At 64.5% G+C, this 21,111-nt stretch carries 19 protein-coding genes; 4 read left to right on the top strand and 15 right to left on the bottom strand.

Annotated elements, in window-relative coordinates:
- Nucleotides 1-271: 271 nt before the first annotated feature.
- The 5 genes from EK16_RS10060 to EK16_RS10040 form a co-directional block, all read right to left on the bottom strand.
- On the bottom strand, nucleotides 272-1,741 hold the full coding sequence (locus tag EK16_RS10060) for an ATP-binding protein (protein WP_051929237.1): 1,470 nt from the start codon (nucleotides 1,739-1,741) through the stop codon (nucleotides 272-274).
- A 19-nt stretch (nucleotides 1,742-1,760) separates the two neighbouring features.
- Nucleotides 1,761-2,450, bottom strand: coding sequence for a response regulator (locus tag EK16_RS10055; RefSeq protein WP_038036734.1), 690 nt, complete (start codon nucleotides 2,448-2,450; stop codon nucleotides 1,761-1,763).
- A gap of 131 nt (nucleotides 2,451-2,581) precedes the next feature.
- Entirely contained in the window at nucleotides 2,582-2,836 is a 255-nt protein-coding gene (locus tag EK16_RS12430) for a PepSY domain-containing protein (protein ID WP_197059675.1), read from the bottom strand.
- Between the two features lie 494 nt (nucleotides 2,837-3,330).
- A complete protein-coding gene (locus tag EK16_RS10045) occupies nucleotides 3,331-4,725 on the bottom strand; it encodes a glutamate--cysteine ligase (RefSeq protein ID WP_051929236.1) in 1,395 nt (464 codons plus the stop codon).
- Between the two features lie 242 nt (nucleotides 4,726-4,967).
- Nucleotides 4,968-5,684 carry a Tim44/TimA family putative adaptor protein gene (locus EK16_RS10040; protein WP_038036890.1) on the bottom strand — a complete coding sequence of 239 codons (717 nt, stop codon included), beginning with the start codon at nucleotides 5,682-5,684 and terminating at the stop codon, nucleotides 4,968-4,970.
- Between the two features lie 278 nt (nucleotides 5,685-5,962).
- Here EK16_RS10040 and EK16_RS10035 point away from each other — a divergent pair, with 278 nt between their 5' ends.
- Together EK16_RS10035 and secB are read left to right on the top strand one after the other, a co-directional pair.
- Nucleotides 5,963-6,475 carry an FxsA family protein gene (locus EK16_RS10035; RefSeq protein ID WP_051929234.1) on the top strand — a complete coding sequence of 171 codons (513 nt, stop codon included), beginning with the start codon at nucleotides 5,963-5,965 and terminating at the stop codon, nucleotides 6,473-6,475.
- 160 nt (nucleotides 6,476-6,635) lie between these two features.
- A complete protein-coding gene (secB, locus tag EK16_RS10030; RefSeq protein WP_038036727.1) occupies nucleotides 6,636-7,175 on the top strand; it encodes a protein-export chaperone SecB in 540 nt (179 codons plus the stop codon).
- A 754-nt stretch (nucleotides 7,176-7,929) separates the two neighbouring features.
- Here the strand turns inward: secB and EK16_RS10025 are convergent.
- Both EK16_RS10025 and EK16_RS10020 read right to left on the bottom strand, forming a co-directional pair.
- On the bottom strand, nucleotides 7,930-8,193 hold the full coding sequence (locus EK16_RS10025; protein WP_051929233.1) for an exodeoxyribonuclease VII small subunit: 264 nt from the start codon (nucleotides 8,191-8,193) through the stop codon (nucleotides 7,930-7,932).
- A 49-nt stretch (nucleotides 8,194-8,242) separates the two neighbouring features.
- Nucleotides 8,243-9,184: a histone deacetylase family protein gene (locus tag EK16_RS10020; protein ID WP_038036724.1), complete on the bottom strand. Its 942-nt coding sequence runs from the start codon at nucleotides 9,182-9,184 to the stop codon at nucleotides 8,243-8,245.
- A 147-nt stretch (nucleotides 9,185-9,331) separates the two neighbouring features.
- Here EK16_RS10020 and EK16_RS10015 point away from each other — a divergent pair, with 147 nt between their 5' ends.
- Together EK16_RS10015 and EK16_RS10010 are read left to right on the top strand one after the other, a co-directional pair.
- The gene (locus tag EK16_RS10015; protein WP_081910473.1) at nucleotides 9,332-10,402 is read left to right on the top strand and encodes an L-threonylcarbamoyladenylate synthase; all 1,071 of its coding nucleotides are present in this window, start codon (nucleotides 9,332-9,334) and stop codon (nucleotides 10,400-10,402) included.
- 3 nt (nucleotides 10,403-10,405) lie between these two features.
- Nucleotides 10,406-11,845, top strand: a complete 1,440-nt coding sequence (locus EK16_RS10010; RefSeq protein WP_051929232.1) for an FAD-binding oxidoreductase — start codon at nucleotides 10,406-10,408, stop codon at nucleotides 11,843-11,845.
- Nucleotides 11,846-12,333: 488 nt separating this feature from the next.
- Here the strand turns inward: EK16_RS10010 and EK16_RS10005 are convergent, their stop codons facing one another.
- The 8 genes from EK16_RS10005 to EK16_RS09970 form a co-directional block, all read right to left on the bottom strand.
- Complete coding sequence (locus EK16_RS10005) at nucleotides 12,334-12,774, bottom strand: 3TM-type holin (protein WP_081910472.1); 441 nt, start codon at nucleotides 12,772-12,774, stop codon at nucleotides 12,334-12,336.
- Nucleotides 12,771-13,214, bottom strand: coding sequence for a thermonuclease family protein (locus EK16_RS12555; protein ID WP_231573668.1), 444 nt, complete (start codon nucleotides 13,212-13,214; stop codon nucleotides 12,771-12,773). Before EK16_RS12555 ends, EK16_RS10005 begins: the two co-directional genes overlap by 4 nt.
- Entirely contained in the window at nucleotides 13,211-13,525 is a 315-nt protein-coding gene (locus tag EK16_RS09995) for a hypothetical protein (RefSeq protein WP_051929231.1), read from the bottom strand. The genes EK16_RS12555 and EK16_RS09995 overlap by 4 nt, the downstream gene beginning before the upstream one ends.
- 322 nt (nucleotides 13,526-13,847) lie before the next feature.
- On the bottom strand, nucleotides 13,848-14,135 hold the full coding sequence (locus EK16_RS09990; protein WP_156098571.1) for a hypothetical protein: 288 nt from the start codon (nucleotides 14,133-14,135) through the stop codon (nucleotides 13,848-13,850).
- Nucleotides 14,114-14,749 carry a lysozyme gene (locus EK16_RS09985; RefSeq protein ID WP_231573667.1) on the bottom strand — a complete coding sequence of 212 codons (636 nt, stop codon included), beginning with the start codon at nucleotides 14,747-14,749 and terminating at the stop codon, nucleotides 14,114-14,116. The genes EK16_RS09990 and EK16_RS09985 overlap by 22 nt, the downstream gene beginning before the upstream one ends.
- Before the next feature lie 30 nt (nucleotides 14,750-14,779).
- A complete protein-coding gene (locus EK16_RS09980; RefSeq protein ID WP_038036872.1) occupies nucleotides 14,780-16,213 on the bottom strand; it encodes a DUF2793 domain-containing protein in 1,434 nt (477 codons plus the stop codon).
- Nucleotides 16,214-16,222: 9 nt separating this feature from the next.
- Nucleotides 16,223-20,209 carry a baseplate multidomain protein megatron gene (locus tag EK16_RS09975; RefSeq protein ID WP_038036721.1) on the bottom strand — a complete coding sequence of 1,329 codons (3,987 nt, stop codon included), beginning with the start codon at nucleotides 20,207-20,209 and terminating at the stop codon, nucleotides 16,223-16,225.
- A gap of 6 nt (nucleotides 20,210-20,215) precedes the next feature.
- On the bottom strand, nucleotides 20,216-20,686 hold the full coding sequence (locus tag EK16_RS09970; RefSeq protein WP_231573666.1) for a C40 family peptidase: 471 nt from the start codon (nucleotides 20,684-20,686) through the stop codon (nucleotides 20,216-20,218).
- Between the last annotated feature and the right edge of the window lie 425 nt (nucleotides 20,687-21,111).

Raw genomic sequence — 21,111 nt, 5'->3', positions numbered from 1 at the left:
GGGCGCGATCGATGTTCCGTATACGGACGATCACGCCTGCGCCTTTCACTTAAGACAGTTAGGGGCGATCACCAGAATTATCAACTACACGAAAGGCGAACCCCCACAACCGACAGGATCAAATAACTACCTACAGAATAAGACGAAATCCGTTTTCTTGCATATCGCGCATACAGACCATCGACATTCTGCATACATGCTTCTACCGTGAGGGATTGGCGGGCGGCTGATTCCCGCTTGCGGCATGGCGGTCGCTTCAGTGATTTTGCGCTCAGCCGCTCGCCGGCAGGCGCAGTTTCACGGCCAGACCGCCGAGCTCGGCCCTGGCCAGATGTATCTCGCCGCCATACATGGCCGCGGTCTCGCTGACGATCGAGAGACCAAGACCGGACCCCGGCTTGGTCTCGTCCAGCCGGCGGCCGCGTTTCAGCGCCGTCTGCCAGTCCTTCTCCGGCAGGCCGGGGCCATCATCCTCCACGATCACCCACAGCCAGCGGCGGGAGCGGCGCACGCGTCTGTCCTGCTCCTCCACCCGCACCGTGATGCGGATCTCGTGACTGGCGTACTTGAAGGCGTTGTCCAGCAGGTTGCCGATCATCTCCTCCAGATCCTGCCGCTCACCGCGGAAGCGAAAAGCGGAATCGCACTTGATGTGCACCTTAAATGCGCTGTCGCGATAGATGCGTTTCAGGGTGCGCACGAGCGCTTCGATGACCTCGCAGACGGGCGTGCGCGCGGTTAAGCTGCTGGCGTTGGCGGCGCGGCGGGCGCGGTCGAGATAGACATTCACCTGATCGCGCATCAGGCGCACCTGTTCCATGACCTTTCGCGCCAGGCGCCCCTCCGTGGCCTGGGCCTCGTTGATCAAAACGGAAAGCGGCGTTTTCAGCGCATGGGCAAGATTGCCCACCTGCGTGCGCGCCCGCTCGATGATCTCGCGATTGGTCTTGAGAAGCAGATTGAGCTCATGGGCCACGGGACGAATCTCGTCGGGATAGTTCTCGTTGAGATAATCGCGCTGTCCCTCGCGAATTTCCCAAAGCTCATCGTGCAGGCGCTTGAGCGGCCGCAGGCCGTAACGCACCTGGATGAATATGGCCAAAGCCAGCGCCAGGGCGAGCACGGCGAACACGACGATCATCGTGCGCATGAAGGCGGTGATCTCGCGGCGCAGTTCGTCGTAGTTGCCGGCGACGATAAAGGAATAGGGGCGCGAGCCATACAGCGTATAGCGCTGTTCGATCACGCGCAGGGTCTTGCCTCCCGGCCCCTTCACGGTATAGCGGGCCATGCCGCCGTCATCGCGCAAGGGGCTTTTCTCCGGCGGCAAGGGAAAGCGCTTTTCTAGAAGCGAGGGTGATTTCAGAACCGGCCCCTTGCCATCTACCGGCGCGATCTGCCAGTACCAGCCGGAAAGCGGCAGATTGAAGCGGGTATCGGCCAGCCGGCTTGCCAGATAGGGCTGGCCTTTCTCGTTTATTTCCACGTTGGCTAGAAGACCATTGAGCACCGCCTGCAGGCGGGCGTCGAAATTGCGCTCCACCGTCACCCGAAAAAGATAGCTGAGCAGAAAGGCGGCAAGAACAAGCAGCACCAGCGCCACCGCCATGGCGGACAGCACTAGCCGGGCAGCCAGGGAGCGGGGAAAATGGCGGGCATCCGTTCCGCCCTTCTCTTCCCCCTCGGTCTGATCCGCGCTTTCGGCCGGGGGCTGATATTCCGGCTGCCGCTGTTCGGTCATGCGATCCCAAAGGCCTGTTTCATTTCGCCTCGTCTTCGGCCTTCTCCTCGTCAGGATCGACGAGGCAATAGCCAAGACCGCGAACGGTGCGCACCATGTCCTTGCCGATCTTCTTGCGCAGGCGGCCGATGAAGACCTCGATGGTGTTGGAGTCGCGGTCGTAATCCTGATCGTAGAGATGTTCGATGAGTTCGGTGCGTGAAATCACCTTGCCCTTGTGGTGCATGAGATAGGCCAGCAGGCGATATTCGAGGGATGTGAGCTTCACCGGCATGCCGTTGAGCGTCACCCGGGCGGAGCGGGTATCGAGCGTGAGCGGCCCGCAGGTGAGTTCGCTGCTGGCATGGCCGGAGGCCCGCCGCAAGAGTGCGCGGATGCGCGCCAGCACCTCCTCCATGTGGAAGGGCTTGGCCACATAATCATCCGCACCGGCGTCGAAACCGGCCACCTTGTCGCTCCAGCGGTCGCGGGCGGTGAGGATGAGCACCGGCATGGTGCGCCCGGCGCGGCGCCATTGTTCGAGAACGGTGATGCCGTCCATCACCGGCAGGCCAAGATCGAGGATCACGGCATCATAGGGTTCGGTATCGCCGAGGAAATGGCCCTCCTCGCCGTCAAAGGCGGCATCCACGGCATAGCCCGCTTCTTTGAGCGCCTCGACGAGCTGGCGATTGAGATCGGGATCGTCCTCGACAACAAGCAGACGCATGGCTCACCTCCTGCCCTCATCGGAAGCGCATGCCGGCCGAGACATGCCCGCATATCGGGTTTGCACCTGCATGCCCATTCTAAAACATCCTAGCCCGCCTGCCGGCATTTGCACAGTCAGGGCGGCCTTTTTCAGCGATTGAGTATGCGGCCGTTCATGGCATCGACCAGCACGCGATGAATTCTGTTTCCCGTCTTGAGCTTGACGGAATACACAGGCCTGGGCCCCGGCAGCAGCTCAACGCCAAGGCCAAGGCTGCCCGGCATCTGCTGCAAGGCCACCTGCAAGGCGGTCGATGGCGCAATGCGCGGGCGTGCCGTTGCCGCCGGCCGGGGCACACGGCGCGGCGGGGAGGCGCGCAATCCCGGCGGTGGCCGGCGCGGCACCCGCAGGCGAGGAGGCCTTGGCGGAGGTGTTGTCCGCCGGGGCGGCCGGAATTCCAGCATGCGCGCCAGACGAATGCGTGCGCGCGCCGTTACCCTTTTGCCCGAGTGATATTTGTGCCGGGGCCCATGGAAAATGGCCTTTTGGCCTTTTCTCTCCCATGCGGGCGTGATCCCGGGTCTCTCCACGCGGGCACGGAGAGCCGGCCACCCTGATGGCGGAGAAAGCCGGCCCTGCTTCTGCGGCAGAGCAACCCGTGTCATCCCCTTTTCGGGTGAAACAGCGAAACCATCGAGTGGCCGGGCATGCAGAGAGCCGAAAGCCAAAGTGAGAAACACGCCGGCCAGAATCATCAGCCGTGCGGTCAGGCGGGGCCTGCGCACAATTTTGCCGGTTTCGGTCTCACCTATGTCGGGCCGTCTGGTCATGGTTCGGGAAATCTAGCCCATAGCCCCTGAACATCACATGAATGTGAATCTTGAGAGAACCAGGGGGCTCAATAGGCGAAATCCCTGAAGACGTGGCGGATGTCGCGGTTCCAGCGGCCTTCGTAAAGGGCAAGAAGTTCTTCGGCGTGGGTGCGGCCGGATTCAACGATCTCGTCGAGCACATCGAGAAAGCGGCTCTCATCCTGCCCCTTGCAGCCCACGTGATTGCGGCGCTTCAAGGAATCACGCGCTATGGCGAGCACCTCGCGGGCAATCTCGCGCACGCTCCTGCCGGCAACGCGGGCTTTCAGGGCCTGTTTCGGCACGTTCATGCGCAATTTCTGGCGGTCCTCGGCCGTCCAGCCCTTCACGATGTCCCAGGCGGCATCAAGGGCGGTATCGTCATACAACAGACCCGTCCACAGGGCCGGCAGGGCACAGAGCGTCCGCCACGGACCGGAATCGGCGCCGCGCATCTCCAGAAAACGCTTCAGGCGCACCTCCGGAAAGATCGTGGAGAGATGATCCTCCCAGTCCTTCAGCGTGGGCAGCTCGCCGGGCAGGGCCGGCAGCTCCCCGCGCAGGAAATCCCTAAAACTCTGGCCGGCGGCATCGATGTATCGCCCGTCGCGGTAGACGAAATACATGGGCACATCGAGCGCATAATCCACATAGCGCTCAAAGCCGAAGCCGTCCTCGAAGACGAAGGGCAGCATGCCGGTGCGGTCGGGATCGGTATCCAGCCAGATGGCCGAGCGCCAGGAGAGATAGCCGTTGGGCCGCCCCTCGGTGAAGGGCGAGTTGGCGAACAGCGCGGTCGCCACCGGTTGCAGGGCGAGAGAGACGCGGAATTTCTTCACCATGTCCGCTTCCGAGGAAAAGTCGAGATTCACCTGGACGGTGGCGGAACGGAACATCATGTCGCGCCCGAGCCTGCCGGTGCGCGCCATGTACGCGCGCATGATGCGGTAGCGGCCCTTGGGCATCACGGGCGTTTCATCCAGCGACCACAGCGGCGAAAAACCGATGCCGAGAAAACCGATGCCCAGCCTGTCGCCTACCGCCCGCACCTGAGCGAGATGATCATGCACCTCCTCGCAGGTCTGATGGAGGTTTTCCAGAGCCGCACCGGAGAGCTCGAACTGCCCGCCCGGCTCCAGGGTGATGGAGCTTCCGCCTTTCTCATCCTTCAAACCGATGAGGGCCTCGCCTTCCATGATCGGCTGCCAGCCATAACGCTCGCGCAGGCCTTCGAGCAGGGCGCGGATGGAGTGCGGCCCCTCGTAGGGCACGGGAGCCAGGGTATCGGTGAGGAAGGGAAACTTCTCATGCTCGGTGCCGATGCGCCAGGCCTGCCGCGGCTTGCAGCCCGCCTCCAGCCAGGCGATGAGCGGTTCTCGGCCGGTGATGATCTCGCTGCTGTCCAACGCCGGATGTCCCGTCTCTGCCGAGGATCGATTCATGCAGGGCTTTCAGGCCGGCGAACGGAAAAAGACGCATGCGGCCGCATGCGCAAGGGGATCGATAAGGCACCCGCTCGCCGATATGACATGCCCTAGGCTCTAGCGAGCCTGCGGTCACGATGCAAGCCCCGCCGCCGGCTTCGCGTTATGCATCAGGAATAAGCGCGCCTTTGCGCGCCTTTGCCCGCCTCCGCCTGTGGCGTCCATAACTACACCGGCGCTGCAAAGGGCGCAGGTGTGCTTCAAGCGCTTTCCTGCTCCGGGGATTCGGTGGCGATAAGCGTCCAGTTGGGATCGCTGGAAGAGACATCGCGCTCGAAGGTCCAGACGTCGATGACTTCCGTGACCGCATTGGGATCGCCATCCACGATGCGGCCTTCGCTGTCCCTGGTCACGGTGATGATCTGCGAGACGAACCGCACCGTCAAGCGCGCCAGCGTGCCTTTCAGCTCCCCGTCCACGATGCGGGCGTCATCAAGACCGATGAAGGTGAGATCCAGGGTTTCACCCCGCTGTTTGCGGTCTTGAATAGCCTGACGGAAGCCGGCGAACACCTCCGGCGACAGCAGGGGCTTGAGCGTGCGGGTATCGCCTTCGGCAAAGGCGGTGACGATCATCTCATAGGCCTTGCGTGCGCCATCGAGAAAGGCCTGCGCGGAAAAGGCGGGATCCTTCTCCTTGATCGCCTCGAGCACACGGGCCAGCTTCGAGCCCTCTTCGGCCACGCCTTCCCAGACGGGCTTTTCCTCCTCGGGCAGGCCGATGCGCACGCCCTCCTCCTGTTCCGCGGCCGGCGCCGGCTCCTGCCGCGGGGCGGGAGAGGGCTTGTCGTTCACCGGGGGGAACTCGATGGTCTTCTCATGGCCGGTGCGCGTGCCCAGCACCGAGCGCAGCTTCCAGAAAACCACCACAGCCACCGCCAGCAACAAGAGATTGAGAGGATCGAACGCGTGATTCATGGCATCGTTCCGTCCTGGCAAACCGGCCCATCCGTCTTCGCCCATGGCGCACGCCTGTGGCATCTTTCTTGCCCGGGTGGAAGCGGCATGACCGGATCGTCATGCACAAGGCCGGGTGAAATGCCTATATAATCCATAAAACAGGCACCCGGTCCCATCACTATATCGGCCGGACCGCCTTTGGAAAACCGCCCTGTGCGATCCCGGCGTGCACGGGTTCTTTTGCCGTGTTGCACGCGGGACTGCAACAGGCAGTATCCCGGGATGGAGGAAATTTCATGATCTTCCTGATCCTTCTTCTCCTCTTTGTCGGCATTCCGGCCATTGAGATCGCCACCTTCATCAAGGTGGGCGCAAAGATCGGGGTGTTCAACACCGTCTTCTTCACCTTCTTCACCGCGGTGCTCGGTGTCATCCTCGTGCGCTGGCAATCTTTCTCCGCTCTGCAGGAGTTCCAGCAGGCGGCGCGAGAGGGGCGAACGCCGGCTTTGGAGATCATCTCGGGCGCGCTTCTGGTGCTGGCCGGTATTCTGCTGCTCATTCCCGGCTTTGTTACCGATGCCATCGGCTTTCTGCTGCTGGTGCCGCCGGTGCGCAAATTCGTGGCCGGGCTGATTTTGCAGCGGCTGGCGGAAAAGGCGGAGGTATACGTCTGGAAAAGCCCGTCCGCCACCGTCATCGAGGCGGAGGTGGTGGACATCGAGGAAGAGCCCGACATCATCGAATCGCCCCGTCGCCGCGATCATGGCGGACGCGATGCCGACACCCCCTGGCGCCCGCCGCGGAGGTGATGAATGCGGCCCGGGCGTTTGTTCCTGTCCTGCGCGCTTGTCCTTGCGATGGCGGCCCGGCCATGCTAGCCACGGCGTGGAACCTTGCCGGGCGCTCAAGGCCTTCTGAACCGGCGCGCCCCGGCAGTTAACCGCCATGACATGAAAGGGATGCAGGACCATGGCCGACAATGACGAAACCAAGGGCAACGGCAGCGACGCGCAGGCCGCGCAGCAGGGCGGCGATCAGCAGGCCGTGCCGCAGATGGGCATTCTCGGGCAGTATCTGAAGGATCTTTCCTTCGAGAACCCGAACGCCCCGCAGTCTCTCTCCCTGCAGGGACAGCCGCAGATCAACATCGGCGTGAACGTCAACGCCCAGCAGCTCGCCGAGACCGACTATGAGGTGACGCTGGAGATCGAGGCTCATGCCGAGCATGAGGGCAAGGTGGTCTTCCACGTGGAGCTCACCTACTGCGGCATCTTCCGGCTCACCAACATTCCGCAGGACATGCTGGGCGCGGTGGTGCTGGTGGAATGCCCGCGCATGCTCTTTCCCTTCGCGCGGCGGATTCTTGCCGATGCCACGCGGGACGGCGGCTTTCCGCCACTGCTGCTCGATCCCATCGATTTCGGCGCCATGTATGCCCAGCGCATGGCCCAGCAGCAGGCGGAAGCCAACGGTGCCGCCAACGCCGGCGAGGGCGGCGAGCAGGCTTAAACGTCCGCCTGCGTTTGTCCGGATCGGACCATCTCGCCCGGCGATTCGCACCTGTTTCTACAATATTCGGTCGCGACAAGAAGAAAGGCGCCGCAAAACACCGGCGCCTTTTTTCTTGCCGCTCCGGCCATTCTTTGCACTCATCGCCGGAAGGATGGTGTACATCCTTCCGGAACGTTTCGGCGGGGTTTTTTAAACCCCGCCAAATATTTGGGAAACATGCAACTCCTCACGCTTGTCCGAGAAAATTCAGGAAGCGTGCTGTTGCCGTCAAATCGACCGAGAAAAAAAGACTTTCCATGAGCTAGGGGTTTGTTGTTTAACTCATTGATAAATCACAATAAAACGTCATTGCCGGACCTTGTCCCGGCAATCCAGGGCCACGAACGAGGCGGTTTTGGTGGACGATGGCGCCCGCCAGCAGGCTTGATTTGAGCCGTATTCTTTTTGAAAGGAGGTTCCTCTTGAAAGATAGAGCCTGGAAGAACCGTTCCTGACAGCCATCACCGCCTGCGTAAACCGCCCCTGGATACCCGGGACAAGCCCGGGTATGACGTTTTCCCATGGTTTTTCGACGAATTAAACATACACTTGCCGTCAGAAGCCAAATTGGTCCCGGTGCAGCGGGCGGCAGGCATAAAGAGCGCATGATCCTAACCTCCCCCTGATAGGGGGAGGTCGGCGCGAAGCGCCGGGTGGGGGTCGGGCCACAAACGCATGCGTTAAATTGCTCGAATCCCTTCCTGACCCTTCGTCATTCCTCGGGGACATCCAGCGGCTCGGTGCCTTCGGGCCTGCCTTCGGCATTGAGGGTGATTTTCTCGATGCGGGCTTCCGCCTCGCGCAGGAGGGCCTCGCAGCGCTGCTTGAGCTTTTCGCCGCGTTCATAGATGGCGATGGATTCTTCCAGCGGCACCTGCCCCTGCTCCAGCCGGGCGACGATCTGTTCCAGCTCGGCCATGGCCTCCTCGAAGCTCATCTCTTCCACCGGCCGTTGTGTCGTGCCTTCCTCGCTCATGCCGATTCTCTCCCCGTTGATGCAATCCGCACGCCGCACGCATTACATTTTAGCGTTCGGTCAGAACGCGCACGTGCACCGCGCTGCTCGCCGCAAGTGCCTCGAGGTCATAGCCGCCTTCGAGCATGGAGACAATGCGCCCATGCCCCGCTTTCTCGCTTATCTTCACAAGCTCAAGCGTCACCCAGGCATAATCGTCCTCATGCAGGCGCAAGGAGGCCAGGGGATCGGCGGCGTGGGCATCAAAGCCGGCGGAGATCAGCAGCAGTTCGGGCGCGAAGGCGGCAAGCGCCGGCAGGATGCGCTCCCGATAGGCGGCGCGAAAGGCCTCTCCTCCGCTGCCCGGCGGCAGCGGGCAGTTGACGATATTGTCATGGGCGCCCCTTTCCGTCTCCTCTCCGGTGCCGGGATAGGCAGGGCTCTGATGCGAGGAGCAATAGAGCACGCGCGGCTCGTTCCAGAAGATGGCCTGGGTGCCGTTGCCGTGATGGACATCGAAATCGACGATGGCCACGCGGGAGAGCCCGCCTTCCTCCAGCGCCCAGGCGGCGGCAATGGCCACGTTGTTGAACAGGCAAAATCCCATGGCGCGGGCCTGTTCGGCATGATGGCCCGGCGGACGCACAATGCAGAATGCGCGCAAGTGCGTTCCCGCCAGCACCGCGCGGGTGGACATGATGCCGGCCCCTGCGGCATGCAGGGCGGCGGCAAGGCTTTCCGGCCCCATCCAGGTATCGGCATCGAGCGAGACGAGCCCGCCGCCCTTTCGCGCCTGCTGATCCGCCGCCTTCAGGCTTTCCAGATGAGCGGGGTCATGAACCCGCAGGATGTCCTTCTCCTTAGCGGCGCCCGCCTCATGCCAGCTGGCCTCAGGCAGCGCCGCCTTTTTCAGCGCCGCCTCGATCACACGCACGCGCTCCGGACGTTCCGGATGCCCCTGCGGCACGGCATGGCGCGCAAAGAGCGGATGATGATAAAGCCCGATGCCCATGGCGGACGCTCCCTTCCCTACGGCTTGGACAGGTCCACGTCAAAGATGGTAGGCATTGACAAAACGGGCGCAAGGGCGAAAACGCCCAGGCCTTGCGGCGCGCGCCCGGAACTGCCGAAAACGCGCCTTTGAACAGACGGATCCGCCATGGTTCTCGTGACCGAAGACGTGCACGCGGCCGCCCGCGCCCTTAGGGAAGGAAAGCTCGTGGCCTTTCCCACCGAGACGGTCTATGGCCTCGGGGCCGATGCCGGCAATGATGCCGCGGTGGCGGGCATTTTCGAAGCCAAGGGGCGGCCGCGGTTCAATCCGCTCATCATCCATGTCCCCTCGCCTGAAGCGGCGCTGCCGCTTGCAACCTTTCCGCAGGCGGCGCGCCGGCTGGCGGACGCGTTCTGGCCGGGGCCGCTTACCCTGGTGCTGCCCCGGGCGGCGGATGCACCGATTTCGCATCTGGCCACGGCCGGGCTGCCCACGGTGGCGCTGCGCGTGCCTGATCACCCGCTGGCGCTTGCCTTTCTTGAGGCGTGCGCACGGCCGGTGGCGGCACCCTCGGCCAACGTCTCCGGGCGCTTGTCGCCGACGGAGGCGGAGCACGTGGCGGAAAGCCCACTGGCGGAACATCTCGCCGTCATTCTCGACGGCGGTGAGTGCCGGGTGGGGGTGGAATCCACCATCGTCAGCTTCGATGAAGAGGGTGCGCCGGTTCTCCTGCGCCCGGGCGGCATTCCGCGGGAAGACCTGGAGCGCGTGCTCGGCCGGCCGGTGAAACGGGCGCAGACGCCGGGGGAGAAGAGCCCGAGCGCGCCGGGGCAGCTTAGCAGCCATTATGCGCCGCGCGCCCGACTGCGCCTCAATGTCTCCCATCCGCAACCGGGCGAGATGTTCCTCGCCTTCGGCCCCGATGCGCCAAAGGGCGTTCCCGGGCTCAATCTTTCGCCCTCCGGCGATCTGAAAGAGGCGGCGGCCAATCTGTTCGCCTATCTGCACATCCTCGATGACACCGGTGTTGAGAGCATCGCGGTGGCGCCCATCCCGGAAGAGGGGCTGGGCGAGGCGATCAACGACCGGCTGCGGCGGGCGGCGGCACCGCGTGATGAGCGCGAAAGAGAGGAAAGGGGGGCGGCCGCGGCGGATGCTTCGGATGTTTCGGATGTTTCGGATGCGTCAGTTTCGAACCATGCTGCGGATGCGCGCGCCGCAGGGAGGGAGGATTGAGCCATGCGCGATCCCGCCAGTTTCTCGCCGCCTTCAGGCGCAGTGCTTGAGCGCTTCGCCCGCATTGTCGGGGCGCAGCATGTGCTGACCGATGCGGAGGCCATGGCGCCTTACCTGCGCGAATGGCGCGATCGCTACGTGGGGCGGGCGGCGGCGGTTCTGCGCCCGGGCAGCGAGGAGGAGGTGGCGGCCCTTCTGAAGGTGGCGCATGAGGCGGACGTGGCCATCGTGCCCCAGGGCGGCAATACCGGTCTGGTCGGCGGCCAGATCCCTTATGAGAGCGGGGCGGAGGTGGTGTTGTCGCTGTCGCGGCTGAACCGGGTGCTCGATATCGATCTCGACAACGACACCATGACGCTGCAGGCCGGCGTGATCCTGGCCGATGCCCAGACGGCGGCGAAAGAGGCCTCGCGGCTGTTTCCCTTATCACTGGCGGCGGAGGGGAGCTGTCAGATCGGCGGCAATCTCGCCACCAACGCCGGCGGGCTCAACGTCATCGCCTATGGCACGGCGCGGGCGCAGTGTCTGGCGCTGCGGGCGGTGCTGGCCGACGGCTCCGTGGTCGGATCCTTGAACGGCCTGCGCAAGGACAACACGGGCTATGACCTGCGCGATGTTCTCATCGGCTCGGAAGGCACGCTCGGCGTGATCACCGCGGCGGTGATGCGCCTGTTTCCGGCGGTGACAGACCGGGCGGTGGCCTTCGCCGGCATGGAAAGCCCGGCCGAGGCCGTTTCCCTTCTCACCTTCTTCCGCGAGCGGCTGCAATGCGGCGTGTTGACCGCCTTTGAGCTGATGAGCCATCTCGGCCTGTCGTTCGCGGTGAAGCATCTGGGGTTGCGTGCGCCGCTGGCGGCGCCCACGCCGTGGTATGTTCTTGTGGAGCTTTCCGGTCATGGCGCGGCGGGCGCGGTCATGGCGGAGATGGAACGCATTCTCGGAGATGCCTTCGAGGCCGGGCTGATCGAGGATGCGGCGCTCGCCCAGAATGAAGGTCAGGCCGAGGCCTTCTGGCGCCTGCGCGAGGGCATGTCGGAAGCGCAGAAATATGAGGGCGGCTCGATCAAGAATGACATTGCCGTGCCGGTGTCGCGCATCGCCGAGTTCATCGAGACCGCCAACGCACGGGTGCAGGCGCTTGTGCCGGGGGCGAGGCCGGTGCCTTTCGGCCATCTCGGCGATGGCAATTTGCACTACAACATCAGCCAGCCGCCGGACATGTCGCGGGAGGCCTTTCTGTCCCGCTGGGATGCGGTGGTGGAGGCGGTCAACGAGGTGGTGCTGGCGCTGGGCGGATCGATTTCCGCCGAACATGGCATCGGCCGCATGAAGCGGCAGTGGCTTGCGCGCATCAAGAGCCCGGCGGAGATCGCCCTGATGCGCCAGCTCAAGCAGGCCTTCGACCCCAAGGGCATCCTCAACCCCGGCAAGCTCCTGCCCTGACCTTCTCTTCCCCACACCGGGCAACAGGCTCTTTCAGAGGATGTTGCCTATACAGCCTGAGCATGGATGAGCATTTTTTCGTTCCATGGCCCAGACCATAAACCGCACCCGGACAGCGGGGACGGAGCTAAGGCTGTGCTGTGGTGGAGGATTTAGAGTGCTGTGTTCGTTCCCTCCCCCTGGCAGGGGGAGGGGCAGGGAGGGGGTCGGGCGGCAACCTCATGAGCCTGTGGCCCGACCCCCACCCGGCGCTTCGCGCCGACCTCCCCCTATCAGGGGGAGGAATCTTGTTTCCTTCTTGCCTGCCGCTCATGCAACACTTGCAGCGCTCCAGTCTGTTTCATGGCTTGAACAAGGATGCCGGCAATTCATGGTCACAAACGAGAGGGTTTTCGGGGGCGATGACGATCGCCATCACGTTGGCGATGCCGAATGGATTTTTGAAAAACACACTGCCGGCATGCTCAGAGAGACATGATCGCACTGGCTTATGGCGCGGGGCGGCGCAGGCGGGCCAGTTTTTCGGCGGTGCGGGCACCGATGTAGCCGCCGACGGATATGGCGGCGAGCCAGAAGAGGTTGTCCAGTCCCTTTTCGCCGAAGCGCGGCGGCGCCATCACGCCCCAGGCCACGAGATGCGGCACGGCGACGATCACATACCAGTAGGAAAAGAAGGCGGTGAGCGCCACCACGGGCCGCCACAGCCGCTGCAAGGCGCTTTCGCCCGCAATCTCGGCCCGCAGCACATCCCGCCGCGCCCACAGCTCTTCCGCCGCCACACGCGCAACGTTTTCCGCAATGGCGCGTTCAAGCTCCATGCGCAACGCCTGCTCGCTCATGCGGCGTTCTCTTGCTTCGCGCAGCAGGGCGAGGATGGTCTCGGCCAGGGGGGCGGCCAGAGCCTTTCCCAACCATGCCAGTGCCATCATGACGATCCCCTCTTGCGGCGACGCCTTGATCTCCGGTCATAATCCTTGCGTTCGGCAAGGCCCAGGCGGACCATCTCCTCGTTGATGTTGACGCCGTCTACCCAGATGATGGCCAGATAGCGGCCGTATTTGCCCTTGCGGTCGCGGATGGTCTGGACGATGAACTCACGGTCCTTCAGCCGCTCGCGCAGCCAGTCGCGGCTCTTGCGGCCCTCTTCCTTTTCAACCCCGCGCATCTCCGGCGCATCGATGCCGTAAAGCCGCAAGGTCAGTTCGCCGTAATGGATGCTGAAGCCCAGATCGACGACGACGGTCACGGTATCGCCGTCATAGACGTCCTCCGGCCTTTCGATCCGGCAGCGGTAGACATAGGCCGGCGCGGTCACCGGAGTTTGCGCCTCTTCCTGACTGTTCGCGGATGTCTTCTCGGATGGTGTCACCGTTTCTTCTCCCTTGCCACTTGCGCCATGATCAGGCGATCGAGCTTGGCCTCGATGCGCCTGGAGGCGGCCTCGATTCGGTCCAGCCTCTGGTATACCGCATTCTGGTTGGCTTCCAGACGGATAATCCTGCTCTGGTTGTGACGCGCTTCCTGCAAGCGGCGCTCCAGAACGTCCACGCGGGCGGAGATGGAGGCCGCCCACCAGACGATGCCGATGGTCTGCATGATGATGGTGACGATGAGCGCCACGGGCACGCGCCGGTCCAGGTGCCAGCCGGAGGCGGCGGCACGATCGTTTCCTGTCTGCATGGCGGATGGTGTCGTTTCGTTACTTGAAGAAGGTCGTGATCTGGTCCTTGTGATCGAACCAGAAGGTCATGACGGTCACGATGAGCGTTATCAGCCCCGCGACCACTGCAACTATACGACACACACATTGTCATACCGGCGAAAGCCGGTATCTAAGGCCATTAACTCATGCATTTGTGGCCCGAGACCCCGGCTTACGCCGGGGTGACGAGGAAAATAGCAACGTCGTGTCGTGCAGTGGGATGGCGGGGTAACATCCCCCGCCAAGACATTTTGGGACGGGACAAAATCCTGTTCCGGCACTGGCCAATATCCCCCCTGCCTAACGCTGTCCGACCGGGGTTGTGGTGATGGTGCGCAGCCAGGCGATGATGAGGGCGATGGCGAGCAGCCAGTAGCCCTTGTGCGGGCCGTCGGGCACAAGGTTCGTCCAGTCCGTGGCCTCGAAAACGCCGAGCGAGGCAACCAGCAGCGAAAACATCAGCGTGCGCCAGCCCTTGATCCCGTGCATGAGCCGGCGCATCTTGCGGATCACGCCTGCCGCGCTCTTTCGCAGAAGGCGCAGGAGGCGGCGGGTGAAACGGCGCATCAGAAGTTTGTGGCAAACCATGTGGTGATCTCCTTTCCCAATGCGGCCAGGAGCGTGGATAAGGCCAGCAAAAAGGCCGCCCAGGCGGCGGCCAGACCGGGTCGTTCGGCGATTTCCTGCGCCGTGTGGCGGGCGATGGCCCCAGGCGGCGGCCGGCGCTTGCCCGGCGGAGTGAGCCATAAGCGCCCTTCCGCCCGGCGCCGGCGCACAAGCCCCGGCAAGCGGCGGCCGCCGGCCTTCGTCCAGCGCAGCAGCAGGCGCGGCACCTCCTCAAGACGCCCGGCCCGCACCGCGCGCAGCACCGAGGAGCGCCTCAGATTGCCGATGCCGACGTTAAAGGCGAAGCTCACCAGGGCGCCGAACTGGTTCTCATTGAGCCGGGATAAGACGTCCGGCCCCAGCACCTTCGCCACCTGCCCGGCCACCCGTTCGACATCGGCGCGCAAGATACGCTCCGCCTGCTTGCGGCTGATGCGCATGCCCGGCGTCACCTTCGGCGGGCCGGCCATGGAGGTGTGGCCATAGCCGATGGTCCAGAAGCCTGCGGCATCGCGATAGGCCTTGAGCCGCAGGCCCTCGAAGCGCCTGATCAGGGCGAGCGTGGCCGCATTCACACCCATGCCTGCATCATGCATGATTAGGGCTCCTTATCCGTCGTTCAGCCTTCACCAGCTGTATTGCCCGCCAAGATGGGTGTTTCCCGGGATATCCCCGGGGAAATGATCCGCACGACCACCATTGCAGGTGGCGTTGTAGAAAATGTAGTAGCGCTTGCCGGTGGCGGCGCCCTGCCAGGTCATGCGCCAGCAGTCGTAGGATGCGCCATGCCCGAACATGGCGAAGGCATCTGAAAAGTGCGGTGTGCCGGTGACGGTGACGGTCTTGGCGGCGGCGGTGAAGGTGGACCCGGAGCGGAAGTTGAGATGGCTCTTGGCGCTGCCGGCGACGGTGTAATTGCCGATGACGACAAGGCGCGAATTGCTCCGGGCCTCGATGTGGGACCTGTTAAGAGCGTCACCGAAAATGACGCCATCGATGTGCAGGCTTGAGGCATCTTCGATGTTGATGAGAGACCAGTTGTTGGCCGTCTCCAGCTTGAGGTGGCGCAGCGTGGCCTTGGCGCCGCCGCCGAAACGGGCGACATGATAGCCCCGGCCCTGAATGATGACATTGCCCGGGGCCGTGGCGTTGCCGATAATTTCCAGACGCGCATCGCCGACGATGCGGCGGTCCAGGTAGAAGGCATCGTGCACACCGTCAGCCAGCATGATGCGCACGGCATAGCCGTTGCTGTCGATACGGTAACAGGCACGCAGGGCGGCGTTGATGGTGCGAAAGGCCGTGGCCCAGGACAGACCGTCGTTGCCATCATCCCCGCCGACGGGATCGACATAATAGGTGCGGTTGGCGTACAACACCTCGCGCACCCCGCCGGAGGGGAAGGCAACGCGCCCCGTTGCGGCATCGATGACGATGCCCTCATGCCAATCGGCGCCGTCGGCGCTGACCTTGAAGCGGAAATTGTCATCACCGGTCAGGCCGATCTCGGCGCGGCCGGACCAGTTGTCCTGAAACAGAAGGCTTGCGGTGTTGCCCGCGCTTTTCTTGTTGACGGTGAAGCGCACATCGCCGGATCCGGGTGTGACGTCGTCGTGGCTGAACAGCACCGCATCGGATTTCACCGCCAGGCGGTTGGTGTTATCGGCGGTGGTGTTGACGCCCAGCTTGAGAAACGTCAGCGCGGCGGCGATCGCGGCTGTCAAGCTCTGCCAGGTTGTGCCGTCGAAGAAGAAGAAGGCCGCCTCATCCTCGACAAAGACCAGCCAGCCGGAGGCCGGCGCATGAAACACCCAGCCGCCGTTGCGGAACTCGGCGATGGCGTTTTCCTGTCCCGCCCAGTCGCCGGTGGCGGAACCGGCGACGATGTAGCAATCCCCTTCCTGCGGGCTGTCGGGCGGTTCGCTGCGGGTGCGGCTTTTCACCGTGGCCTGCACCAGCGCATCGAGATCACGCAGGGCCTCGTTGTGGGTCACATGTTTCTGCGCCTGCTGCGCAGCGATCAGCGGCAGGCTCAGACGAGGGGTGACGTCACGGATCATGGTCATGCCTCATGTGGTGAACATCTTCTCCGCCCAGGCGCCGGGGCCGGTGACTTCGGAGATCTGCGCCACGCGCACGCGGATTTGAGCGGGCAGGCCGGAGGGAAAATCCGCGGCCTGCTCCGCGGCGCTCCAGACATGGCGGGGTGAGGTGACCTCCACGCTGCGCACCAGGGCCTCGGGCGCGGCGGCATCGGCGATCTGAAACACATAGCGTTCCGCCGTCTCGGCAAGCGGGGCGTCGCCCGCGCCCCAGGCATCGGCCGCCTCCGGCACGCGCGAGCGGCGGATCCAGGTGAAGGTCCAGTCGCCGGCGGTGTTCACCTGCCGGCGCAGATGCACCGGCGCAAGGGGACGCAGGCCCCTGGCGGCAAACGGCACGTCAAAACGCACCCAGGCGGGATCGCCGGGATCGCGTCGGGCGGGACCGGCACGACAGGAAAGGGTCTGGCCGGCCTGCGCGATGCCGAAGCCCTCCGCCTGCACCAGGCGCCCGTTGAGCAGCACGAAACGGCTGCCGGGCGCATGGGCCGCGATTTCCGGCTCCGAGCCGCTCTGCCCGCGCAGGAACCGCGACAGGCGCCACACACCGGGCGCCATGAGCTCGGCGGTGGCGAACTGCACGATCTCCCAGCGGCCGGTGGCCGGATCCCCGATGGCGGCGGCGTTGGCACCGGCCAGCAGGGCCTCCTCGGTCACGGAGGCCAGCGTGCCGTCATAAAGCCGCACGCGTGCGGCGATACCACGCTGATAGAGCCAGGGCGATGCCGCCGGCAGGGGATCAAGAAGCTCGCCGATGATGGCAGGCGCATCGATGGCGGTGGCGACAAAGGCGCCATCGCGTTCCAGCGCCACCGTTCCCGGCCAGGGCCGGGAGAATGCGGCCGCATAGGGGCGTTCCGGATCGTGTCGGTCACGCAGGCGCGGCAGATCGAGGACCAGAACCAGGGGCGCCGGCAAGGGGCGGCGGGCGGTGGTGGTGGCGCGGCGCTCCGGCCACGGCTGCGGTTCAAAGGCCAGCGGATCGTGACGCACCGCCTCAATGCGGCGCAAGGGCCCGTCCTCGACGATGCGGGTGATGCGCCAGGTGCGGGCGCCGGCGGGGGCGAAGGTGATGACATCGCCCGCTTCCAGATGCAGATGCTTCGGCCCGAGGGCGAAAGAGAGGTGCTCCTTGCCGCTGCGGGCCCTGCGCAGGAGCACGCTGGCCTGCGCCCCGGCCAGGGATTGCGGCATGGCCGCCGGCAGGGTCTGGCTCACAGAAGGCGCGCGCCCGCCTTCGGCCTCGGCCCGGGCGATATCCCCCTCGGCCGTGATCCGCGCATGCACCGCCGCCGGGCGATGATCGGCGGCCTCCTCCAGATAATGCAGGGTGGCCGCCTGCGGGATCTCCACCGGTTCCGCCCGCGTGACCTCGAAAAGCGGACGCTCAGGATCGGTATCGGCGAGATCATCAAGCCCGATGTGCGCGGCTGCCCGGCGCTGTTGACGCACAATGGCCAGGCGCCCCGCGCTTTCCACCGCATCGAGGGCAAAGGCGGACAGAAGCGGCTCGATGGCGGCACGCGCGCTCATGGGCCTGTCCAGCACATAGCCGGTCACCTGCGCGCCGGTGGCCTCAAGGATGCGCTTGTCCGCAGGAAAGCCCCAGTCATCAAGAATGGCGGCGATGAGGCTTTCCACCGAGATGCCATCCAGCCGCCCGTTCAGCCAGTGCCCCACGGCATAGGACGCATGATCGCCCCAGACAGCGGACAGCGCCGGAAACCACGGATACGGCCGGGCATCCCAGGCCCAGAAGAAGATGCGGGATGCCTCCACCATGCGCCCGCCATAGGCGGAGGAGACGGGATTGTGCGCGCCGGGTGCGGCCCAGTAGTCCATGAGCGCGCGCAGATAGGCCTTCTGCATGGCATCATCGCGGCGCCCGGACGAGAAATGGGGCAGTGCGCTCTCAGAAGACTTGGGGTCGAAGAAGACATTGGGCTGATTGGCGCCCTTGTCCAGCGCCGGGCAGCCGGCCTCGGTGAACCAGATGGGCTTGCTCTGCGGGCGCCAGGGGGTGGGTGTTGCCTTTTCCACGCCGCCGGGGCGGTCATAGTGCAGGTTTTTCCACCAGTTCAGGATGTCCTTGCAGCGAAAGACCCAGGGCTTGCCATAGGCATCATCGGTGATGGGCGTGCGCCTTTGCGCGGCGCGATCCACGGCGGAGGCATAGAACCAGTCGTAATATTCACCACCGGCGATATTGGCCTTCAGATAGTCCGGGTCATAGATGCTCTTCGCCCCGGCTTCGGCATCGCGATGCGCCATGCCGCTGCGCCAGTCGGCCAGGGGCATGTAGTTGTCAATGCCGATGAAATCGATGTTGGCATCGGCCCAGAGCGGATCGAGATGGAAATAGACATCCCCGGAGCCGTCGTCAGGATGATGGCCGAACCATTCCGACCAGTCCGCGGCATAGGAGACCTTCACATCCGGCCCGAGGATGGCCTTCACATCCGCCGCCAGTTGTTTCAGCGCCTGCACAAAGGGATAGCTGCCCGGGCCGTTGCGCAGCCAGGTGAGCCCGCGCAGCTCCGAGCCGATAAGAAAGGCCTCCACCCCGCCGGCGGCCTTGGCCAGATAAGCGTAATGCAGGATGAAGCGGCGGTAACGCCACTCATCGGGGCCGGTATAGACCACCTTATCCCCGTTCAGATGAAAATGCTCCGGCCGGGACGTGCCCAGAAAATCCCCGATTTGCGCATTCACGGCCGCGGTGCCGTCCGGGCTGCCGGCAAAGCCGGGGGCGGCATCACAGGTGATGCGGCCGCGCCAGGGATAGGGCGGCTGTTCAACGCCGCCATAGGGGTCGGGCAAACCGTTCTCAGGCGGGATGTCCATCATCACGAAGGGATAGAGCACAGGCTTAAGCCCGCGGCGCTTCAGATCCCTTATGGCGCGGATGACGGCGGCGTCGGAGGGCGTGCCGCCAAAGGCGGGGCGGCCGTTCAAGGTGGAGACGGTCTTGGCCTGCGCGCGGGAAAGGCCGGCCACGCGCCAGCTCTCCGGTCTTGTTCTCTTGGTTTTCACCTCCACCTTGGGGCGGATGGTGCACTGGCCGCAGCGCAGATCATCGCCGAACCAGCTCACCACCAGGGCTGCGGCCTCCACATTGGGGGCCACGGCCTGCAGCTGGTCGAGAGAAACACTCCAGTCGCTTGTCTTCTCGCTGGCGTGGGCGTTCTCGCTGGCGCCCTGGCCGGGTCCGTCATCGCGGGTGATCACCTTGGGATCGCAAAAGAACTCGCCGGCGCCGGGGATGATGTTCACCGCCCGCACCCTGCCCGCCACGTCATCCAGTGGGCGCACCACCTCGAAGGCGAACTGCGGAATGCGGTTGCCGAAGCGCTCCAGGGCGAGGCGCTCGAACACCACATAGGCCACGCCGCGATAGGCGGGCGTGTTGCTTATCCCTTCCTTGGCGGCGATGAGCGGATCGGGATCCTGCATCTCATCGCCCGGATAGACGCGCATGACGATGCCGTCCGCCTCGGGATCGAGCGGCTTGCCATCGGCCCAGATGCGTTCGATGCGGGCCACCGGACCTTCGCAGACGGCAATGGCGAGATTGGCGTAATAGTGATAGGTGGTGGTGGTCGTCTTCACCTTGCCGCCGCCACCTCCGCCCTTGCCGCCGCCGGAAGAGACGGTGGTGGTCTCGGTGCGCACCTCTTCCTCCAGCCGCGTGGCCCAGATGATCTGGCCGGCCAGGCGCACACGGCCGTAGATGCGCGGAATCGGCGCCCCTTCCGTGGAGGCCTGAACCTGCAGCTCCTTCAGCCGCGGGCCCTGCACGCGATAATGCTGCGTGGGCGTTAGCGCGCCGATGATGGCATTGTCCAGGGCGGCACCGGCCAGCCCGCCCAGCGCCCGGCCAACAAGGGCTCCGGCCGGCCCGCCCAGCAACCCGCCCGCAATTCCGCCAACCACGGACAAAACAACGGTGGCCATGATCTGTCACAGCTCCCGATATGGAAAAGCAAACACGCCCGCCAGATGGCGGTGCCACCAGCCGGTGATGGGCACTTCCACTACGCCGGCGCCTTCCTGCGCGTGGATCATGGTGTGCGGCGATGTGGCAATCCCGGCGTGCTTGGCGGGCAGGTGGGCGCGATAGCGGAAGACAAGCACCTGCCCCGCTTCGATGGGCGGCCTCTCATCGCCCTGCCCGGCCAGCCAGAGAGTGCGCAAGTGACGCTGCGCAGCCGCCAGCAGGGTCTCCTGCCCCTGCCGCTCGGCCCAGTCCGGCGTATAGGGCGGCGGCCGTTCCGGCTCCTCGCCATAAAGCGCGCGCCAGACACCACGGATCAGGCCAAGACAGTCACACCCCGCCCCCTTGCAGGAGGCCTGATGCACATAAGGCGTGCCCAGCCAGGCGCGGGCCACGGCAACGACCCGCGCAGGATCGATCGTTCGTCTGTTCATCATGGTCCTTTTTCAGGAAAAGCGCCCGCTCCGAACCGAGCATGTTCGCTCCGGCGGCGCGGGCATGCGGACAGTCCCGCCATTTATTCAGCCCGGGGACATGGCTGACAGGTGTTCGGGGACATGGTTGACACTATTGGTGAATGCCGGAACGGGATTTCATCCCGTTCCGGAACGATTTGGCGGGGTATGTTACCCCGCCATTCATGCTTAGGCGGGGTTGAAAAACCCGCCGAAACGTTGGGCAAGGATGTTCAACATCCTTCCGGCGGCAAGGTCTTATTTTTTGTTCAGGCAGAGCTGGCCTGAAGGATGCATCGTCTCAATCCTCCCCCTGATAGGGGGAGGTCGGCGCGAAGCGCCGGGTGGGGGTCGGGCCACAAACGCAGAGTTAAATTGCACAACCCCCTCCCTGCCCCTGCCAGGGG

It is taken from the genome of Thermopetrobacter sp. TC1 (genome assembly GCF_000746275.1).
In the GTDB taxonomy this organism is placed as follows: domain Bacteria; phylum Pseudomonadota; class Alphaproteobacteria; order Rhizobiales; family Aestuariivirgaceae; genus Thermopetrobacter.
This window is presented reverse-complemented; position numbering and strand designations above follow the sequence as displayed.